Annotated in this window: 18 protein-coding genes; 9 read left to right on the top strand and 9 right to left on the bottom strand. The window is 58.6% G+C overall.

The window, feature by feature from the left end:
• Positions 1 to 216 carry a (Na+)-NQR maturation NqrM gene (nqrM, locus tag SP68_RS20720; protein ID WP_004204638.1) on the top strand — a complete coding sequence of 72 codons (216 nt, stop codon included), beginning with the start codon at positions 1 to 3 and terminating at the stop codon, positions 214 to 216.
• 221 nt (positions 217 to 437) lie between these two features.
• On the opposite strand, the gene SP68_RS20715 is transcribed toward nqrM, so the two are convergent.
• On the bottom strand, positions 438 to 1298 hold the full coding sequence (locus SP68_RS20715) for a glycerophosphodiester phosphodiesterase family protein (protein ID WP_032734852.1): 861 nt from the start codon (positions 1296 to 1298) through the stop codon (positions 438 to 440).
• A gap of 160 nt (positions 1299 to 1458) precedes the next feature.
• Here SP68_RS20715 and dinB point away from each other — a divergent pair, with 160 nt between their 5' ends.
• The gene (gene dinB, locus SP68_RS20710; RefSeq protein WP_040973057.1) at positions 1459 to 2514 is read left to right on the top strand and encodes a DNA polymerase IV; all 1056 of its coding nucleotides are present in this window, start codon (positions 1459 to 1461) and stop codon (positions 2512 to 2514) included.
• A 2-nt stretch (positions 2515 to 2516) separates the two neighbouring features.
• Positions 2517 to 2969: a GNAT family N-acetyltransferase gene (locus tag SP68_RS20705; protein WP_008805270.1), complete on the top strand. Its 453-nt coding sequence runs from the start codon at positions 2517 to 2519 to the stop codon at positions 2967 to 2969.
• 42 nt (positions 2970 to 3011) lie between these two features.
• Here SP68_RS20705 and pepD read toward each other — a convergent pair whose 3' ends face one another.
• Positions 3012 to 4469, bottom strand: coding sequence for a cytosol nonspecific dipeptidase (gene pepD, locus SP68_RS20700; protein WP_012968882.1), 1458 nt, complete (start codon positions 4467 to 4469; stop codon positions 3012 to 3014).
• Positions 4470 to 4726: 257 nt separating this feature from the next.
• On the opposite strand from pepD, the gene gpt reads away from it, so the two are divergent.
• The 3 genes from gpt (at position 4727) to crl (ending at position 6991) form a co-directional block, all read left to right on the top strand.
• A complete protein-coding gene (gene gpt / locus SP68_RS20695) occupies positions 4727 to 5185 on the top strand; it encodes a xanthine phosphoribosyltransferase (RefSeq protein WP_002889733.1) in 459 nt (152 codons plus the stop codon).
• 105 nt (positions 5186 to 5290) lie between these two features.
• Positions 5291 to 6535, top strand: a complete 1245-nt coding sequence (gene frsA / locus SP68_RS20690) for an esterase FrsA (RefSeq protein ID WP_012542786.1) — start codon at positions 5291 to 5293, stop codon at positions 6533 to 6535.
• A gap of 57 nt (positions 6536 to 6592) precedes the next feature.
• Positions 6593 to 6991, top strand: a complete 399-nt coding sequence (gene crl, locus SP68_RS20685) for a sigma factor-binding protein Crl (RefSeq protein WP_002889793.1) — start codon at positions 6593 to 6595, stop codon at positions 6989 to 6991.
• A gap of 85 nt (positions 6992 to 7076) precedes the next feature.
• On the opposite strand, the gene csiR is transcribed toward crl, so the two are convergent.
• From csiR to glaH, 6 genes are all read right to left on the bottom strand, one after another.
• Complete coding sequence (gene csiR / locus SP68_RS20680) at positions 7077 to 7769, bottom strand: DNA-binding transcriptional regulator CsiR (protein WP_008805273.1); 693 nt, start codon at positions 7767 to 7769, stop codon at positions 7077 to 7079.
• Between the two features lie 45 nt (positions 7770 to 7814).
• Positions 7815 to 9215 carry a GABA permease gene (gene gabP / locus SP68_RS20675; RefSeq protein ID WP_002889795.1) on the bottom strand — a complete coding sequence of 467 codons (1401 nt, stop codon included), beginning with the start codon at positions 9213 to 9215 and terminating at the stop codon, positions 7815 to 7817.
• A 135-nt stretch (positions 9216 to 9350) separates the two neighbouring features.
• Positions 9351 to 10634, bottom strand: coding sequence for a 4-aminobutyrate--2-oxoglutarate transaminase (gene gabT / locus SP68_RS20670; RefSeq protein ID WP_040973064.1), 1284 nt, complete (start codon positions 10632 to 10634; stop codon positions 9351 to 9353).
• Positions 10635 to 10646: 12 nt separating this feature from the next.
• A complete protein-coding gene (gabD, locus tag SP68_RS20665) occupies positions 10647 to 12095 on the bottom strand; it encodes an NADP-dependent succinate-semialdehyde dehydrogenase (RefSeq protein WP_022065064.1) in 1449 nt (482 codons plus the stop codon).
• A 23-nt stretch (positions 12096 to 12118) separates the two neighbouring features.
• The gene (gene lhgO / locus SP68_RS20660; RefSeq protein ID WP_040973066.1) at positions 12119 to 13387 is read right to left on the bottom strand and encodes an L-2-hydroxyglutarate oxidase; all 1269 of its coding nucleotides are present in this window, start codon (positions 13385 to 13387) and stop codon (positions 12119 to 12121) included.
• A 27-nt stretch (positions 13388 to 13414) separates the two neighbouring features.
• Entirely contained in the window at positions 13415 to 14392 is a 978-nt protein-coding gene (glaH, locus tag SP68_RS20655) for a glutarate dioxygenase GlaH (RefSeq protein WP_040976037.1), read from the bottom strand.
• Positions 14393 to 14853: 461 nt separating this feature from the next.
• Here glaH and SP68_RS20650 point away from each other — a divergent pair, with 461 nt between their 5' ends.
• Both SP68_RS20650 and SP68_RS20645 read left to right on the top strand, forming a co-directional pair.
• Positions 14854 to 15111: a YjhX family toxin gene (locus SP68_RS20650; protein WP_008805277.1), complete on the top strand. Its 258-nt coding sequence runs from the start codon at positions 14854 to 14856 to the stop codon at positions 15109 to 15111.
• A 57-nt stretch (positions 15112 to 15168) separates the two neighbouring features.
• The gene (locus tag SP68_RS20645; RefSeq protein WP_022065067.1) at positions 15169 to 15918 is read left to right on the top strand and encodes an SAM-dependent methyltransferase; all 750 of its coding nucleotides are present in this window, start codon (positions 15169 to 15171) and stop codon (positions 15916 to 15918) included.
• Positions 15919 to 15958: 40 nt separating this feature from the next.
• On the opposite strand, the gene SP68_RS20640 is transcribed toward SP68_RS20645, so the two are convergent.
• Positions 15959 to 16597, bottom strand: a complete 639-nt coding sequence (locus tag SP68_RS20640) for a glutathione S-transferase family protein (protein WP_040973068.1) — start codon at positions 16595 to 16597, stop codon at positions 15959 to 15961.
• A gap of 218 nt (positions 16598 to 16815) precedes the next feature.
• Between SP68_RS20640 and SP68_RS20635 the strand changes: the two genes are divergently transcribed.
• On the top strand, positions 16816 to 17280 hold the full coding sequence (locus SP68_RS20635; protein WP_040973070.1) for an HNH endonuclease: 465 nt from the start codon (positions 16816 to 16818) through the stop codon (positions 17278 to 17280).
• Positions 17281 to 17613 lie beyond the last annotated feature (333 nt).

Raw genomic sequence — 17613 nt, 5'->3', positions numbered from 1 at the left:
ATGCTGACGGTATTTGTCGCGACCTTTGTGATTTTTGCGCTGGTGATCCTCGGCATGTCGCTGGGCTACCTGGTGAAGCGCAAGAGCATTCAGGGCAGCTGCGGCGGGATCTCGTCGCTGGGGCTGGAGAAAGTCTGCGACTGTCCGGAACCGTGCGACGCGCGTAAGAAACGTCTCGCTCGCGAGGCGCAGCGTCAGCAGCGGCGTATTTTGTAATGCCCGGTGGCGCTGCGCTTGCCGGGTCTGCTGCTTCAGTTTTGTAGGCCGGGTCAGGCGCAGCCGCCACCCGGCATAAAGCGGCTCCGTGCCCGGTGGCGCTGCGCTTGCCGGGTCTGCTGCTTCGGTTTTGTAGGCCGGGTAAGGCGCCAGCCGCCACCCGGCAACAACATGCCAGCAATGTGAGGCCGCTTTCGTGGCCTTTTTAGCCGTTGACTCCCTTACTGCCAGCTTTTCGCCTGTGCCGGAGAATCCACCATCACCCCGTCGGCGCCCAGCTCCTTCGCCGTGCGGTAGTCTTCCGCACTGTTGATGCCGAAGAAAATAATGTGCGCTTTGCCCTGTGAGCGGAAGCAATCCATCGCCTCTTTATCCCAGGTGAGCGTTGCCGGGGAGATCCCTTCGCCAAGGGTAAACTTCTCCACCACCTCGACCTTGCGCTTCAGCTCCAGCCCATACCACTGCTCGCCCTCGTGCTGGCTGCTCAGTTGACACTGGTGGCTTAGTGAAATAGTCGCAAGTTTAGTGCGAGTCTCGCTGCGGGTGACGAAGCGGGGAATAGCCGATGGCAGGGCGGCGATATAGCGGTCATCGGTGGAATAGACCCGCACGCGATCGAGGCTGTCGGTGGCTTTTAACACCGCCAGCAGGCGTTCGCCCATCACCGCCGGTTCGGCATCTGGAGATTTGATATCGATATAGAAAAAAGTGTGCGGCCACTGTTGCAGCACGCTTTGCAGGGTCGGGATCGTGGCCTGCTTACCGCGCCACGGGTGGCTGTCATCCCCCCATTTCCAGCCGGCGTCGACTTTCGCCAGCTCGGCGGCGGTTAAGCTGGAGACCTTACCCTCGGCGTTGGTCAGGGCGGAGAGATCGCTTGAACGGTAGAGTACCGGTACGCCGTCGCGGCTTAACTGCACCGTGACCCAGATGGCCTCAGCGTGGTTCTCCAGCGCCAGTTTAATGGCCGGCAGGGTATTTTCCGGGGCATCGCCGGTACCGCCGCGGTGGGCAATCAGCTGTGGGTTAGCTAAAGCGCTGCTGGTGGCCAGCAGGCAAAGGGCGGTGAGTCGTTTCTTCATGATTGTATCTTTCAGATTAGTTGATTAACGTTATGAAAATAAACATGATTTATTGCACTTTTATGTTGTCAGCGTTTTTTTGACCACCGCAGTAAAAAAAGCATCAAACTGGCGCGCAGTTTTTGCTATGCTGTATGGGTATACAGTGTTGAGTCTGACGATGCGTAAAATTATCCATGTCGATATGGACTGTTTCTTTGCAGCGGTGGAGATGCGCGACAACCCGGTGTTGCGTGATATCCCCCTCGCGATAGGCGGCAGTCGGGTACAGCGTGGCGTGATTAGTACCGCGAACTATCCTGCGCGTAAGTTTGGTGTGCGCAGCGCCATGCCGACGGCGACAGCGCTCAAGCTGTGCCCGCATCTCACGCTGCTTCCCGGCCGCTTCGATGCCTACAAAGAAGCCTCGAATCATATCCGCGAAATTTTCTCCCGCTATACCTCGCGCATTGAGCCGCTGTCGCTGGATGAAGCCTACCTTGACGTCAGCGACAGCGTGCATTGTCACGGGTCGGCCACTCTGATAGCTCAGGAGATCCGCCAGACCATCGAACGGGAGCTGCACCTCACCGCCTCGGCGGGCGTGGCGCCGGTGAAGTTTCTCGCTAAAATCGCTTCCGATATGAATAAACCCAACGGCCAGTTCGTTATCGCTCCCCATCAGGTGGCAGAGTTTGTGCGGGCGCTGCCGCTGGCGAAAATACCCGGTGTCGGAAAGGTGTCGGCGGCGAAGCTGGAAAATATGGGCCTGCGTACCTGTGGCGATGTGCAGAACAGCGATCTGGCCATGCTGCTCAAGCGCTTCGGTAAATTCGGCCGTATTCTGTGGGAGCGCAGCCACGGGATTGATGAGCGGGAAATCCATAACGATCGGCAACGTAAATCGGTGGGTGTGGAGCGGACGTTAGCGGAAGATATCCACGAATGGTCAGCGTGCGAAGCGATTATCGAAAATCTCTATCCCGAACTGGAGCGGCGGCTGGCGAAGGTCAAACCGGACCTGTTGATCGCCCGCCAGGGGATTAAACTGAAATTCAATGACTTCCAGCTGACCACTCAGGAGCACGTCTGGCCGCGGCTGAACAAAGAGGATCTGATTGCCACCGCCCACAAAGCCTGGGATGAGCGGCGCGGCGGACGGGGCGTGCGTCTGGTTGGGCTCCATGTGACGCTGCTCGATCCGCAGCTGGAAAGGCAGCTTTTATTAGGGATTTAACCATGCATATTCGTGCTTACCGCGACAGCGATTTGCCATTGCTCTGCCAGATCTTTCTGCGCGCGGTGCAGGAAACGGCGAGCCGGGACTATACCCCGGCGCAGATTGCGGCCTGGGCACAGGTGGATGAGACGCGCTGGCGACAAAAGCTGGCTGACTCAATCGGGCGGGTGGCCGTGGTTAACAATCAACCGGTTGGCTTTATCACCGCCATCGGGACGCATATCGATTTACTCTTTGTCTCGCCGGATCACGCCCGGCAGGGTATCGGCGGCGCGCTTATCGAGGCGCTCTGCGCTCAGTATCCTGCGCAAATCCTGACGGTGGACGCCAGCATTACCGCAAAGCCCTGTTTTACGGCCCATGGATTTAAAGTGGTGGCGGAGCAGCGGGTGGCGGCCCGTGGGGAGTGGTTTATTAACTACCGGATGGAAAAACGCGTGGCGCTAAGGTGATGCGGGGGAAAACCGGCGGCAGACTGCCGCCGGTGGTGGGGCTTATTTAGCCGGAATGGCTTTCAGCAGCTCGGTCAGCAGCGTCCAGTACTGGCCGACGCTCTCGATATGTACCTGCTCATCCGGGGAGTGCGGACCGGTAATGGTTGGCCCGATGGAGACCATGTCCATCTCCGGATACGGTTTTTTGAACAGACCGCATTCCAGACCGGCGTGGATGATCTGGATGTTCGGCGTCTTGTTGAACAGACGCTGGTAAGTCTCGCGCACCAGGTGCATTACCGGCGAGTTGGCGTCTGGCTGCCAGCCAGGGTAAGCGCCTTTGGCTTCGGTTTTCGCCCCCGCCAGTTTACCCAGAGAATCCAGCATGCTGACCACGTAGTCTTTGCCGCTGTCGATCAGCGAGCGGATCAGGCAGTGGATCTGCACGTTGTCATCGGTCATGGTGACGACGCCGACGTTCAGCGAAGTTTCCACTACGCCTTTCGCCACGTCAGAGTTGCGGATAACCCCGTTCGGCGTGGCGTTCAGCAGGCGGATGAAACCGTCGCGGGAAGCCTGCGTCAGCGCTGCTTTGTCGTTATCAACCGCTTCCAGGAGCACTACCAGGTTCTTCTCTTTGGCCTCCAGCTCGTTTTTCAGCAGCGCCTGGTAAGTATTCACCAGCGCTTTCAGCGCATCGGCTTTATCCGCGGCGACGGCGACGGTCGCGTATGCTTCGCGCGGGATGGCGTTGCGCAACGTACCGCCGTTGAAATCGACCAGACGCAAATCCAGCTCATCGGCGTGGCCGGCGAGGAAGCGCGACAGCAGCTTGTTGGCGTTACCCAGACCCAGGTGAATGTCACCGCCGGAGTGGCCGCCTTTCAGCCCTTTTAAGGTTACTTTAAAGCTCTGGAACCCGGCCGGAATCGCTTCGCGAGTCAGCGCCAGGTTAGAGGTGAAATCGATCCCGCCGGCGCAACCCATGTAGATTTCGCCTTCTTCTTCGGAGTCGGTATTGATCAGGATATCCGCCTGCAGCCAGTTGGCCTGCAGACCGAACGCGCCGTCCATACCGGCCTCTTCGGTCATGGTCAGTAGCACTTCCAGCGGGCCGTGAGCGACGCTGTCGTCGGCCAGCACGGCCAGTGCGGACGCCATCCCGATGCCGTTATCCGCGCCCAGCGTGGTGCCGCGCGCTTTCACCCATTCGCCGTCAATGTACGGCTGGATCGGATCTTTGGCGAAGTCGTGGACGGTATCGTTGTTTTTCTGCGGCACCATATCGAGGTGCGCCTGCAGCGCTACCGGCTTGCGGTTTTCCATACCGGCAGTCGCGCCTTTACGAATCAGAATGTTGCCAACCTGGTCACGTTCCGCGTGTAAGCCTTTTTCTTTTGCCCAACCCATAATGTGCTCGGCGAGCTGTTCTTCGTGATAGGACGGGTGCGGGATGGAGCAAATCTTGGCAAAAATATCCCAAAGCGGCTGCGGGGATAGTTGAGACAGTTCAGACACGGTAAGTCTCCTTACAGACTCCTGCATACAGCGGTTGCAGGACGAGGGTTAGCGTTAAAATACACAACAAGCCCGGGCTTGCGCGATGGGGTTGAGAATACCACTTTCCACCGCCGCAGGTAGTGTAAACAACGCAAAAAGCGTTGCGCAAACCGCTTAACACTGGTTTTTAGTGCGTCAGATCTCTATAATCTCGCGCAACCATTTTCCCCCTCGAACATTATTTAAGCCGTATTACACAGGCTGGGACACTTCACATGAGCGAAAAATACGTCGTCACCTGGGACATGTTGCAGATTCACGCCCGCAAACTGGCCAGCCGTCTGCTGCCGGTTGAGCAATGGAAAGGCATTATTGCCGTCAGCCGCGGTGGACTGGTACCGGGAGCCTTACTGGCGCGTGAACTGGGCATTCGTCATGTTGATACCGTATGCATCTCCAGCTACGACCATGATAACCAGCGCGAGCTGAAAGTGCTGAAACGCGCGGAAGGCGATGGCGAAGGCTTTATCGTTATCGACGATCTGGTGGATACCGGCGGTACCGCCGTGGCGATCCGCGAAATGTATCCAAAAGCACACTTTGTCACCATTTTCGCCAAGCCGGCAGGCCGCCCGCTGGTGGACGATTACGTTGTGGATATTCCGCAGGACACCTGGATTGAACAGCCGTGGGATATGGGCGTGGTGTTTGTACCGCCTATCGCAGGTCGTTAATTCTTCAGGACAGTGCTATTTACCACGCCCGGCTTGCCGGGCGTGGTTTTTTTTATCCTTTAGCAGGTTACAATAACAGGAGTGGCACTACGACGGAGGCTGCACATGTCACAGGCTAACCTCAGCGAAACGCTGTTTAAACCCCGCTTCAAACATCCCGAAACCTCTACGCTGGTGCGTCGGTTTTCCGCCGGAAAACCGCAGGCGATGCAGTCGGCGCTGAGCGGCAATCACGTCGATCACTGGTACCGTCTGATCAACCGTTTGATGTGGATCTGGCGCGGCGTGACCCCGCAGGAGATCCTCGATGTGCAAGCGCGCATTGTGATGAGCGAGGCCGAACGAACGGATCCAGAACTGTTCGATACCGTTATCGGCTATCGCGGCGGCAACTGGATCTTTGAGTGGGCGAAAGAGGCCATGCAGTGGCAACAAAAGGCCGGGCAGGAAGCCGATCCTTTGCTGAGCGGCCGCCACTGGTTGCATGCATCGAACCTGTATAGCATTGCCGCTTATCCGCATATTAAAGGCGATGAGCTGGCCGAACAGGCGCAGGCTTTAGCCAACCGGGCGTATGAAGAGGCCGCCCAGCGGCTGCCGGGCTCGCTGCGCGAACTGGAGTTCACCATCCCTGGCGGTTCGCCAATAACCGGCTTTTTGCATATGCCAAAAGGCGATGGGCCGTTTCCGACGGTGCTGATGTGCGGGGGCCTGGACTCACTGCAGACGGATTATTACAACTTGTATGAGAACTACTTCTCACCGCTCGGTATTGCCATGCTGACGATCGATATGCCTTCCATCGGCTTCTCGTCAAAATGGACGCTGAATCAGGACACCAGCCTGCTGCACCAGCACGCGCTGCGCCATCTGGAAAATGTACCGTGGGTCGATCATACCCGGGTCGCGGCCTTTGGCTTCCGCTTTGGCGCCAATATCGCGGTCCGTCTGGGTTACCTGGAGCCGCAGCGGCTGAAGGCTGTGGCGTGTCTGGGCCCGGTCGTTCATGGTCTGCTGGTGGATCCCCTGCATCAGGGGCGCGTGCCGGAGATGTATCTTGACGTGCTGGCCTCGCGGCTGGGCATGCATGACGCGTCCGATGAAGCGCTGCGCGTGGAGCTCAACCGCTACTCGTTAAAAACCCAGGGACTGCTGGGGCGCCGTTGCCCGACGCCGATGCTTTCCGGCTTCTGGAAGGACGATCCGTTCAGCCCCGAAGAAGAGTCGCGGTTAATCACTTCGTCATCTGCCGATGGCAAACTGCTGGAGATCCCGTTTAACCCGGTGTATCGCAATTTTGATCACGCATTGCGACAGATCGCCCGCTGGATCAATCATAGATTTGGTTAATTTATTGCTAAATTCTATTGGTTTGGTAAAACAGTTGCATCACTAAAGGAGATCGCAATGACGTTACCGAGTGGACACCTGAAAAGTAAGTTGATCAAGAAATTCACGGCGCTAGGGCCTTACATTCGCGAAGAGCAGTGCCATGACAACCGTTTCTTTTTCGATTGCCTGGCAGTTTGCGTCAATGTTAAGCCCGCACCGGAGAAGCGTGAATTCTGGGGCTGGTGGATGGAAATGGAAGCACAAGAGTCACGTTTCACCTACAGCTACCAGTTTGGCCTGTTCAATAAAGAAGGTTCATGGCAGGCGGTCGACATTGACGACCCGGAAGTGAGCGACAGACTGGAAAAAACGCTACGCGAGTTCCACGAGCGCGCGGCAGCGCTGCTGACCACCTTTAATCTGAAGCTGGAACCGGCCGACGATTTCAGCGAGCCGGTTCGCCTGCGGGCCTGATTGATCTACGGATACGATTTCTCCACGCCCGTGCGGCGTGGAGGAGCGTGCCGCCATACCCGTAATTTCAACCCCACCATCTGACTCACCCTGCCTGCGGCGACAGCTTGCCAGCCATCGCCTGTTGAATAATCGGGATAGGGGTCAGTAAGTGCTCGCGCATCAGCGCGCTGGCTCGTTCGGCATCGCGCGCCAGAATGGCGTCCAGCAGGGTCTGGTGCTGGACATGCTTGTCTTCCAGCATCTCCACCGACAGCACGGTGGTGCGCAGCCAGATGAAGCGGTAGCGCGCCGCCAGATCGAACAGCCTTTCGCGCATCTGCAGCAGATACTGGGAGCCGCAGCCGGCGACGATGGCGGTGTGAAACGCCTGATGGCGCTGGTCCCATTCATCGAGTAAGCGCTCACTGGCGTCACAGGACTCCAGCTTGTTGAGCAGATGGGCGCGGGCCAGCAGCTCGGCTTCCCACTCGTCGCCGCCGCGTTCGATGGCGAGGCGCACCAGCATGGCTTCCATGTTGGCGCGCGCGTCGAAGATATCGAGAAGCTCCTGCTCCGACATGGGCGCCACCCGATAGCCTTTCTGATTAACCACCGTCACCAGCCTTTCCGCCACCAGCTGCGAGAGCGCCTCCCGCAGCGGCCCGACACCGAGCTCATAGCGCGACGTCAACAGGCTCATCCGCAGCTTCTCATCGGGTTGGTAGACCCCGCGGATGATGTCGTTTTTCAGCCAACGGTACCCGTCAATGGCCGTCGCCTGGGGAATGGCGGTCATGTTCTTACTCCTGAATACTCTTCCCGGCGGGCGCCGGGAACAGGGTTAACGCGTATTTTGCAGCGGCAGTTTTTGCCACAATACCAGCTTTTTCCAGCGCGACATAATCGGGACTGTACAAATAATTCCCAATGCTAACAGGCCGGTAGAGATCACCTCCAGCTGCTGCGCCGGACGGAACAGCATCACCACCAGCACGAAGGTGATAAAGGCGATCACCAGCCAGGTCAGGTACGGATAGAGCCACATTCTCAGACGGATCTCGCCGCCTTGCGCCTGAAGGATTTTGCGCATCCGCAGTTGTGAAACGGCGATCACCAGATAGACCAGCAGGGCGATGGCGCCAGAGCTGTCGATGAGGAATTTAAACACCTTCGCGGGCGCATAGTAGTTCACCACCACGGTGAGGAACGCCGCGCCGGTGGAGAGCAGCACCGCCACGTACGGAGTTTTGCTGCGGTTGGTCCGGCCCATGATGGCCGGCGCATCGCCGCGACGGCTCAGGGAGTAGAGCATCCGCGAGGCGGTATACAGCGCCGAGTTCAGACAGCTGGTGACCGACAGGAGGATCACGCCGTCCATAATCAGCTTCGCGTAGGGAATATGCAGCAGCTCGAGCACCGAGCGGTAGGAACCGATGCTCTTCAGCCCCGGCATATTCCATGGGATGAGGGCGACGACGATAAAGATCGAGCACAGATAAAAAATAGAGATACGCCAGATCACCGAGTTGGTGGCGCGGACGATGTGTTTATCCGGCGTGTCCGATTCGGCGGCGGCAATGGTGACGATCTCCGCGCCCATAAAAGAGAACATGGTGATCAGCATCGCGCTCAGCACCGCGCCGAAGCCGTTCGGCATAAAGCCGCCGTGGTCCCACAGCCGCGAAATGCCGCTGACCTCGGCATAGGGATAAAAACCGGTAATGGCGACCGCGCCCAGTACGATAAACGCCAGAATAGCGATCACTTTGCACAGCGCCAGCCAGAACTCGAATTCGCCGTAGTTCTTGACGCTCAGCAGGTTACTGCCGGTGAGGGCGAGAGTGATGACCAGGGAGAACAACCACACCGGGACGCCCGGCACCCACGAATGCAGAATAATCGCCGCGATATTGGCTTCCAGCGGAATAACCAGTACCCAGAACCACCAGTACAGCCAGCCGATGGTATACCCCGCCCAGCGGCCGATGGCTTTGTCGGCGTAGGTGGAAAAGGAGCCAGTATCCGGCGTGGCGACGGCCATTTCGGCCAGCATACGCATAATCATCACCACCAGCAGCCCGGCAAACAGATAGGCCAGCAGCACCGCCGGGCCCGCTTCGGCAATGGCGACGCTGGAACCGACAAATAAACTCGCGCCGATCACCCCGGCGATAGATAACATCGTGACGTGGCGCGACTTCAGTCCCGCCCCTAAATCCTGTGATTGCGACAGTTGCCCCATCATTTACCCTCTCGAAGTGTGTCACCTGGGAGAGCGCCCCGACATTCCCGCGCCGGGGCACGCGTATTATTGTTGTTTTGCAGGTCTCGTCTTCATTCCCTTACGAACGTACTTCGCTTCCGCATGTGTTCTGTTCTATGCCTGTTTCGCCTTGGTAAAGCAGTCGGCGATGATCTTGAGACCCTGCTCGATCTGCGCCTCTTCAATGGTCAGCGGCACCAGGATGCGCAGCACGTTGTAGTACGGCCCGCAGGAGAGCAGGATCAGGCCTTTGTCGCGGGCGCGGGCGACGATATCCGCCGTCAGCCTGGCGTTAGGCTTGCTGCGGTCGCCCTCTTCAAACAGCTCAATGGCGATCATCGCCCCCAGGCCGCGAACGTCACCGATCTCCGGATGCTCTTCTCCAATCGCCAGCAGGCCCTGGCGCAGGGTGTCGCCGAGCTGGTTGGCTTTTTCCAGCAGGTTCTCCTGCTCGAAAATCTGTAATACCGCCAGGGCGGCGGCGCAGGCGATGGGGTTGCCAGCGTAGGTGCCGCCGAGTCCGCCGGGGGCGATGGCATCCATCACCTCCGCCCGCCCGGTGACGCCCGCCAGCGGGAAACCGCCGGCGATGGATTTGGCGAAGGTGGTGATATCTGCCGCCACGCCCATCTGCTCCATGGCGAACAGCGTGCCGGTACGGCCCGCGCCGCTCTGGACCTCATCGGCGATGAGCATAATGCCGTGTTCGTCGCACAGGGCGCGCAGGCGCTGCATAAAAGCCGGGGAAGCGGCATAAAACCCGCCTTCACCCTGCACCGGCTCAATAATGATGGCGGCGATATCTTCCGGCGCGGCATCGTTTTTGAAGATGCGATGGATGCTGGCGATCGCCTCGTCATCACTGACGCCGTGCAGCGCGCACGGGTAGAGGGCGCGATAGACGTGGCCCGGCATTAACCCCATACCGGCGGAGTACGGGTTCACTTTTCCGGTCAGCGACAGGGTGTAATGGGTACGGCCGTGATAAGCGCCGGTGAAGGCGATGGCGCCGCTGCGCCCGGTTGCCGCGCGGGCGATTTTCACCGCGTTCTCCACCGCTTCCGACCCGGTGGTGACCAGCAGGGTTTTCTTGGCGAAATCACCGGGCACCTTCTGGTTCATCTTTTCGCACAGCGCCAGATAGGGCTCGTAGGCCAGTACCTGGAAGCAGGTATGAGATAGCTTTTTCAGCTGGTCTTCGACGGCGGCGACAACCTGCGGATGCAGATGGCCGGTATTGAGCACCGCGATACCGCCGGCAAAATCGAGATATTCCCGGCCTTCGACGTCCCACACCCGGCAGTTCTCCGCGCGTTCGGCGAAGATAGGGTGGATCTGGCCGACGCCGCGCGGGACCGCATCGCTGCGACGCGCCATCATTGCTTTATTGCTGTTCATCCATCGCTCCTGTTAAAGGCCAATACACATATATTTGATTTCTAAGTAATCTTCGATGCCGTACTTCGACCCTTCGCGGCCGAGGCCGGAGGCCTTGACGCCGCCGAACGGGGCGACTTCGGTGGAGATAATGCCGGTGTTAATCCCGATAATGCCGTATTCCAGCGCTTCGCCGACGCGGAAGACGCGGCTCAGATCGCGGGCGTAGAAATAGGCGGCGAGGCCGAATTCGGTATCGTTGGCCTGGGCAATGACGTCGGCTTCATCCTTAAAGCGGAACAGCGGCGCCAGCGGGCCGAAGGTCTCCTCTTTCGCCACTTTGGCGCTGTCGGGAACGTTGACCAGGATGGTCGGCTGGAAGAAGTTGCCGCCCAGGGCGTGCGGTTTGCCGCCGGTGACGACTTTCGCGCCTTTGGCGATGGCGTCGGCAATATGTTCTTCAACTTTGGCGACGGCTTTCTCGTCGATCAGCGGGCCGGTGGTGACGCCATCCTGCAGGCCATCGCCGATGCGCAGTTTTTCCACCGCCTGCTGCAGTTTTTCAGCGAAACGGTCATACACCCCGTCCTGGACGTACAGTCGGTTGGCGCAGACGCAGGTCTGCCCGGCGTTGCGGAACTTCGACGCCAGCGCCCCTTCGACGGCTTTATCAAGGTCGGCATCATCAAAGACGATAAACGGCGCGTTGCCGCCCAGCTCCAGGGAGACTTTTTTGATGTCTTTCGCGCACTGCTCCATCAGCTGGCGGCCAATCTCGGTCGAGCCGGTAAAGGAGAGCTTGCGCACCAGCGGGTTGCTGGTCAGTTCGCCGCCGACGGCCCCGGCGGAGCCGGTGACCACGTTGAACACCCCGGCGGGGATCCCGGCGCGATTGGCCAGTTCGGCCAGCGCTAGCGCTGAAAACGGCGTCTGGCTGGCCGGTTTCAGGACCATGGTGCAGCCGGCGGCCAGCGCCGGGCCCGCTTTGCGGGTGATCATCGCCGCCGGGAAGTTCCACGGGGTGATGGCGGCGGTAACGCCGATGGGCTGCTTAATCACCAGCAGGCGTTTGTCGGCCTGATGGCCGGGAATGGTATCGCCGTAAATGCGCTTACCTTCTTCGGCGAACCACTCAATAAAGGAGGCGGCGTAGCTGATTTCGCCTTTGGCTTCCGCCAGCGGTTTTCCCTGCTCGAGGGTCATCAGGCGGGCGAGATCGTCCTGATTCTCCATCATAAGATCGAACCAGCGGCGCAGAATATTCGCCCGCTCTTTGGCGGTCAGGGCACGCCAGGCGGGAAGGGCGCGATTGGCGGCTTCAATTGCTTCGCGGGTTTCGTCGGCGCCCATTTTCGGCACATTGCCGAGCTGCTCGCCGTTGGCCGGGTTGGTCACCGCAATCACATCGCCGTTGGGCGCATCGCGCCACTGACCATCGATCAGCGCCTGCTGGCGAAACAGTGTCATATCGTTGAGTTGCATAATCGCTTCCTGTCTTAAGGGGGTTAACGGGTAAAAGCGGCGTGTAGTGTCTCCACGCTACGTGCCGCACGCAGCGTGCGTCCGGGATTGCTCTGGCTTTCCAGCAGGGTCTGCACCTTGCTGACGATGTGCGCGCCGATCGGGATAGCGGAGGTGGCCGCCGGCGATGGCGCATTGCAGGTATGTATCGAACGCGCGGTGGTGACGAAGAGAAAATCGTCGATCAGTTTGCCCTGCGGCGATACCGCCTGCGCCCGCACGCCGGCGTGCCACGGGCGTAAATCGCTCAGCGTCAGGCTCGGGCAGTATTTCTGCACCAGCCGCAGATAGCCGCTTCTGCACAGCGAATTCTTCATTTCGCCCAGTCCGGCGCGCAGGTTGTTTTGCAGTACCCGGCGGATGCCGGGCGAGGTGAGGATCTCCAGGGTATCGGCCAGCGAGATATCGCGCTTGCGGTAGCCTTCGCGCTTCAGAGCCAGCACGGCGTTGGGGCCGACGGTGACGCTGCCGTCGATCATGCGGGTCAGGTGGACGCCGAGGAACGGCATCGCCGGATCGGGGATCGGATAGATCAGATGGTTGACGATCTGGTTGTGCTGCGGCGCCAGCTGGAAATACTCGCCGCGGAACGGACAGATGATAAACCCGGGATCGACGCCGAGCATTTTTACCAGCCGATCGGCCATCAAGCCCGAACAGGCGATCAGCGTGGAGGCCTCATATTCGGCGCCCTGGCGGGTGCGGATCACCACGCCGCTGGCATGTTCTTTCAGGGCGCTGACTTCGGCGTCGTAGACGATCGTTCCGCCTTTTGATTCGAAGATCTTCGCCATTGCCGCCGCCACGTCGCGGTAGCTGACGATGCCGCTGGAAGGGACGAAGATCCCGCCGAGCCCGGTAATGTTCGGTTCGCGCTCGCGTAGCTCCCCGGCGCTTAGCCACTCGCGCTGCAGGCCGTTGGCGGCGGTGCGATCCCACAGGGCGCGCATCCGCTCCATCTCCAGCGGCGAGGTGGCGACCAGCATTTTGCCGCAGACGTCATAGCGGATGCCGTTCTGCTCGCAAAAGGCCTTGGTGGCGCGGTTGCCGGCGAGGCAAAACTGCGCCTTGAGGCTGCCGGGGGTGTAATACACCCCGGCGTGGATCACGCCGCTGTTGTGGCCAGTCTGATGGCAGGCCGGACCGGTCTCTTTTTCCAGCAGCGCAATGCGGGCGTCCGGGTAAATCTCAATTAACTGCATGGCGGTCGACATGCCGATGATGCCGCCGCCGATAATCACGAAATCATACATCCGCTCAATTCCTTCGCCTGAGAACCCTTATTGATGAGTCTGGTAATGTTTCGTGGAATACGCAAAGTAGCCGCGCTGGCGCATCAGTTCGCGGCGCAGGTCCGGGTGCGGCGTAAACCGGTCGCGGCCGTGCAGCCAGAACAGGTTGTTAATCAGCAGGAATTTGCCCACCGGCACCGGTATTGAAAGGATGTTTTTGCTGGTTTCCAGCGCGTCGGAAAGGCGGCTCAGCCAGGTGCCTTCTTCAAAATCTTTCGGCTGGACGAACTGGTCGATATAGCGCATTACCGGACGGCCCAGCGAATCGACGTCGAACACCGGGTGGAAAACATCCTTGCTGACGTTTTTGCTCGGCGGCGCGGCCCAGCGCATTGGGCGGCGAGCCAGCGGGTCGCGGAAAAATTCGTCGAGATGCTCCCAGTCGTCGAGATGCAGCAGCAGGGAATTACCGCCCTGCATGTTCTGCTCGTCGATCTTCATCATTAACACGTAGTCGGTTTGCTCTTCGACGTAGGTGCCGTCGTTGTGCAGCTCCATCACCCGGTGCGGCTGGCGCAGGTAGCTGTCGGAGTTATCGACATTTTTCACCACAAAGCGAGCGTAATACTGACCGCTCATGGCGTCGAAGTTGGAACGGCCAATCAGATGGGCGACGGCGGTGGCCAGCTTGACCATCTCCTCGGCCTGGCTGACGTTATCGATCCCTTCGCCGTTGATCAGCAGCGCGCCTTCCGCACGATCGAGCAATGTTTTGATCAGCAACGGCTGCAGCTGATTGCCGCACAGATCGTCGAGGATCTTGCCGACCTGGAAGCGTAAGAAAGATTTGTACTCCAGCGCCTGCACCGGCCACTGCGCGACCTGCTGCAGGAACTGCGTGGTTGTTTCGGCGGAAAAGGTGAGCTCCAGCAGGCGCGGCGACTGTGCGGAAGGGGCAATGGAAAAGCCCGGATATGGCTGGGCTAACGGCGCGGGTGTCGGTTTTACTGCGGTCAGGGCGTTCATCAGGATCGTTCCTCGCTGTAAGGTCAGGGTGATGTTCATTTCGTAGCCATAAATTAAAAATATCTACATTTTTATAAAATGCGTACGAAATGGCCTTTTTGTTTCTATTTTGTGATCTGAAAACAATTATTTAACAATGCGGGAGGGAGATAAGGTGGTGGTTAATCTTGAGGAACAGAGCGGGTGGCGGAAAGCGCAAAATGCGGGGAAGGCTGAGGGGAAATCGTAATACCGGTCACAGTTTTTAATCTGCGCCATACCCTTATGAACTGAGGGTGTTAGTATTCAGCGCGTTAATACCTTTCAATGCTTACCGAGGCTTCGATGCTGGAGAATGTCATTATCAGATAATCAGTTCCCCGACCTGCCCAGGCCGGACTGATTATCGCTGCGCTTAAACCTTACGCACACACCTGCGGGTGTAGGCATGTTTTCGCACATGATAATGAACAGGTTTCAGTATGAATTTATCCCGTCAGGAACAACGGACCTTACACGTTCTCGCCAAAGGTGGCCGTATTGCGCACGTCCGCGATACCTCCGGCCGCATTACCGCCGTCGAATGCTACACCCGGGAAGGGCTGTTGCTGAACGACTGCACCCTCGCGGTCTTCAAAAAGCTCAAAACCAAAAAGCTGATTAAGTCGGTGAACGGCCAGCCGTACCGGATCAACACCACTGGTTTGAATAACGTTCGCGCGCAGGCGGACAACCGCTGATACAGCGACCCGGGCAGGGTCGCTGCCCGGGCGTATGGCTCTCAAGGAGAAACACCCATGATCGATATCCCTCGCATTTTTACTATCAGTGAAAGCGAACACCGTATTCATAACCCTTTTACCCCGGAAAAGTACGCCACCCTGGGACGGGCGCTGCGGATGGCGCCGGGCACCGCTATTCTTGACCTTGGCAGCGGCTCCGGCGAGATGCTCTGTAGCTGGGCGCGCGATCATCAGATCGTCGGCACCGGCGTGGACATGAGCCTGCTGTTCAGCCAGCAGGCGACCGCCCGTGCAGAAGCGCTCGGGGTAAGCGACCGGGTAACCTTTGTGCATCAGGATGCCAGCGGATACGTCGCCAGCCAGCCGTGCGATATTGCCGCCTGCGTGGGGGCCACGTGGATCGGCGGCGGGGTGGCCGGCACGATTGCGCTGCTGAAGCAGAGCCTGCGGCCCGGCGGCATGCTGCTGATCGGCGAGCCATGGTGGCGTAAACGTCCGGCCACGGCGGAAGAGGCGGTTGCCTGCGGCGCGCAGACTCCCGATGACTTCCTGACGCTGCCGGCGCTGGTCGCCCACTTTGGTGAACTGGGCTATGACGTGGTGGAGATGGTGCTGGCCGACCAGGAGGGCTGGGATCGTTATGAAGCGGCGAAATGGCTGACGATGCGCCGCTGGCTGGAGGCCAATCCGCACGATGACTTCGCGCCGGAGGTTCGCCAGCAGTTGACCACCGCGCCGCTGCACCATGTCACCTGGACCCGGGAATATCTCGGCTGGGGCGTGTTTGTCCTGATGGCGCGTTAACCGGTATGTCGGTAGCGTCAGGAGGCGCTACCGACCATCTTCAGACCTTCAGTTCGTCGTAGCTGACCATGACGTGCTGGCGAAAGGCAGGCCGTTCGGTTAGCCGTGCATAGTAAGCCGCCAGATGGGGGAGGGAATGACGGGTGATGTCGATGGCAAAGTAGCGGTACAGCACATGGCCAAACTGGATGTCGGCCAGGGTGAACGTATCGCCCACCAGATAGCGACTGCCGGCGAGACGCGTCTCGGCAATCGCCAGCTTTTGCTCCAGAGCCTTCACCGCCGCGGCGATGGCCTGCGGATCCCGCTCGGCGGCAGGCGTGCGCACCACGCGCCATAACACCGGCGCCGTAAAGCCGAGGGCGATATTCTGCTTTGACCACTCGGCCCAGCGATCAACCTCAGTGCGGGCCAGCAGATCGCCCGGCCAGAAGGCGTCATCGGCGTAGCGATTGGCTAAATAGCGAAGGATAGCGCCCGTTTCCCACAGCGGCGGATTATCGCCATCCTGCAGCACTGGCACCGTGCGATTGGGATTGAGCTGATAAAACGCCTCGCTGTCGGTACCACCATAGCGATGCCCCACGTCGAACCGGAGATAGTCCAGCCCAAGCTCGCCAACACACCACATCAGCGCCTGCACGTTAGAGGAGGTTTTTCGGCCCCAGATGGTCAGCATTGAGATCTCCAGAGAACAGGGAAAGAAGGAGCATAGCAGGTTGGGTTGAAAACGTGAGGGGGAAAAGATGGGTGGTATAGCGGTGTATATGGTGTGGGGACGCATGTTATCCCCTTGCGATAACGCGAATTCATCCCTACAAAGGTATAATGACCATCAATATGGCGCTTGTATAAAATAATGCAGCAATCATCTTTGAACGAGAATAAGGCGAGGGAGTGGAAACGTTAGTTATTCTGGCCGTAGTCGTATGGATACTTTTCAAGCTGGTACAAAAGGTTACGAGCAAACTCTATCCTCAAGACTCGGTGAAGGTACAGGAGAAGCCCGACACAACGCCAGCGACGGATGCCTGGGGAAATTACCCTAAAGCTGAAGGGCATGTCGTTTTATTCGAGCAGTACCGGCGTGAGCAGGCGCTGCGGCAGCAAGCAGCTAAAGAGGCTGATACGTTCTACCGCTCAAGGGAGTGGCGGCGTTTACGTTACCAGGCGTTCCAGCGCTACGGCAATAAATGTTGCGTATGCGGGCGCGGCGCCAATGACGGAATGGTGATGCACGTTGATCATATTAAACCGCGTTCTCTTTACCCGCATTTAGCCCTCGATATTGCCAATCTGCAAATCATGTGCAACGAGTGCAACGTCAGTAAGGGCAACAGAGATGAGGTCGAGTGGCAATAATAAGGACAGGTTAGCGGCTATGTGCAATTCCCCTGGTATTAAAATGTTCGTAACGAACAAATAAGCAAGTCTTGACGGAATGAATCCGCAATGACGCTTTTATTTCGTTACAGCAGCTCATTGGTGAATTCCTTCATCACCGCATTTGTCGGTAGCGCCATTTGCCTTGCGTTAGTCCTGCTCATTTTCAATAAAGTGAGATGACTGCCAGTGGCTGGAGATCAATGATGCGGGATACTTACCTAACGACGGGCTGTTACCTTATCGAACGTTCAAGGAAAATACAGGAGGGATAACGGGCAACTTACTCCGTATCGCGCAGCTATCGCCTCC

It is taken from the genome of Klebsiella variicola (assembly GCF_000828055.2).
GTDB classification, from domain to species: domain Bacteria; phylum Pseudomonadota; class Gammaproteobacteria; order Enterobacterales; family Enterobacteriaceae; genus Klebsiella; species Klebsiella variicola.
This window is presented reverse-complemented; position numbering and strand designations above follow the sequence as displayed.

What these genes read in the sequence shown, in the direction of transcription:
- SP68_RS20705 (WP_008805270.1), top strand. Translation starts at nt 2,517, where the DNA reads ATGCATATTCGTGCTTACCGCGACAGCGATTTGCCATTGCTCTGCCAG.
- gabT (WP_040973064.1), bottom strand. Translation starts at nt 10,634, where the DNA reads ATGAACAGCAATAAAGCAATGATGGCGCGTCGCAGCGATGCGGTCCCG.
- glaH (WP_040976037.1), bottom strand. Translation starts at nt 14,392, where the DNA reads ATGAACGCCCTGACCGCAGTAAAACCGACACCCGCGCCGTTAGCCCAG.
- SP68_RS20645 (WP_022065067.1), top strand. Translation starts at nt 15,169, where the DNA reads ATGATCGATATCCCTCGCATTTTTACTATCAGTGAAAGCGAACACCGT.
- frsA (WP_012542786.1), top strand. Translation starts at nt 5,291, where the DNA reads ATGTCACAGGCTAACCTCAGCGAAACGCTGTTTAAACCCCGCTTCAAA.
- gpt (WP_002889733.1), top strand. Translation starts at nt 4,727, where the DNA reads ATGAGCGAAAAATACGTCGTCACCTGGGACATGTTGCAGATTCACGCC.
- gabP (WP_002889795.1), bottom strand. Translation starts at nt 9,215, where the DNA reads ATGGGGCAACTGTCGCAATCACAGGATTTAGGGGCGGGACTGAAGTCG.
- SP68_RS20715 (WP_032734852.1), bottom strand. Translation starts at nt 1,298, where the DNA reads ATGAAGAAACGACTCACCGCCCTTTGCCTGCTGGCCACCAGCAGCGCT.
- dinB (WP_040973057.1), top strand. Translation starts at nt 1,459, where the DNA reads ATGCGTAAAATTATCCATGTCGATATGGACTGTTTCTTTGCAGCGGTG.
- nqrM (WP_004204638.1), top strand. Translation starts at nt 1, where the DNA reads ATGCTGACGGTATTTGTCGCGACCTTTGTGATTTTTGCGCTGGTGATC.
- csiR (WP_008805273.1), bottom strand. Translation starts at nt 7,769, where the DNA reads ATGACCGCCATTCCCCAGGCGACGGCCATTGACGGGTACCGTTGGCTG.
- lhgO (WP_040973066.1), bottom strand. Translation starts at nt 13,387, where the DNA reads ATGTATGATTTCGTGATTATCGGCGGCGGCATCATCGGCATGTCGACC.
- SP68_RS20640 (WP_040973068.1), bottom strand. Translation starts at nt 16,597, where the DNA reads ATGCTGACCATCTGGGGCCGAAAAACCTCCTCTAACGTGCAGGCGCTG.
- SP68_RS20650 (WP_008805277.1), top strand. Translation starts at nt 14,854, where the DNA reads ATGAATTTATCCCGTCAGGAACAACGGACCTTACACGTTCTCGCCAAA.
- crl (WP_002889793.1), top strand. Translation starts at nt 6,593, where the DNA reads ATGACGTTACCGAGTGGACACCTGAAAAGTAAGTTGATCAAGAAATTC.
- gabD (WP_022065064.1), bottom strand. Translation starts at nt 12,095, where the DNA reads ATGCAACTCAACGATATGACACTGTTTCGCCAGCAGGCGCTGATCGAT.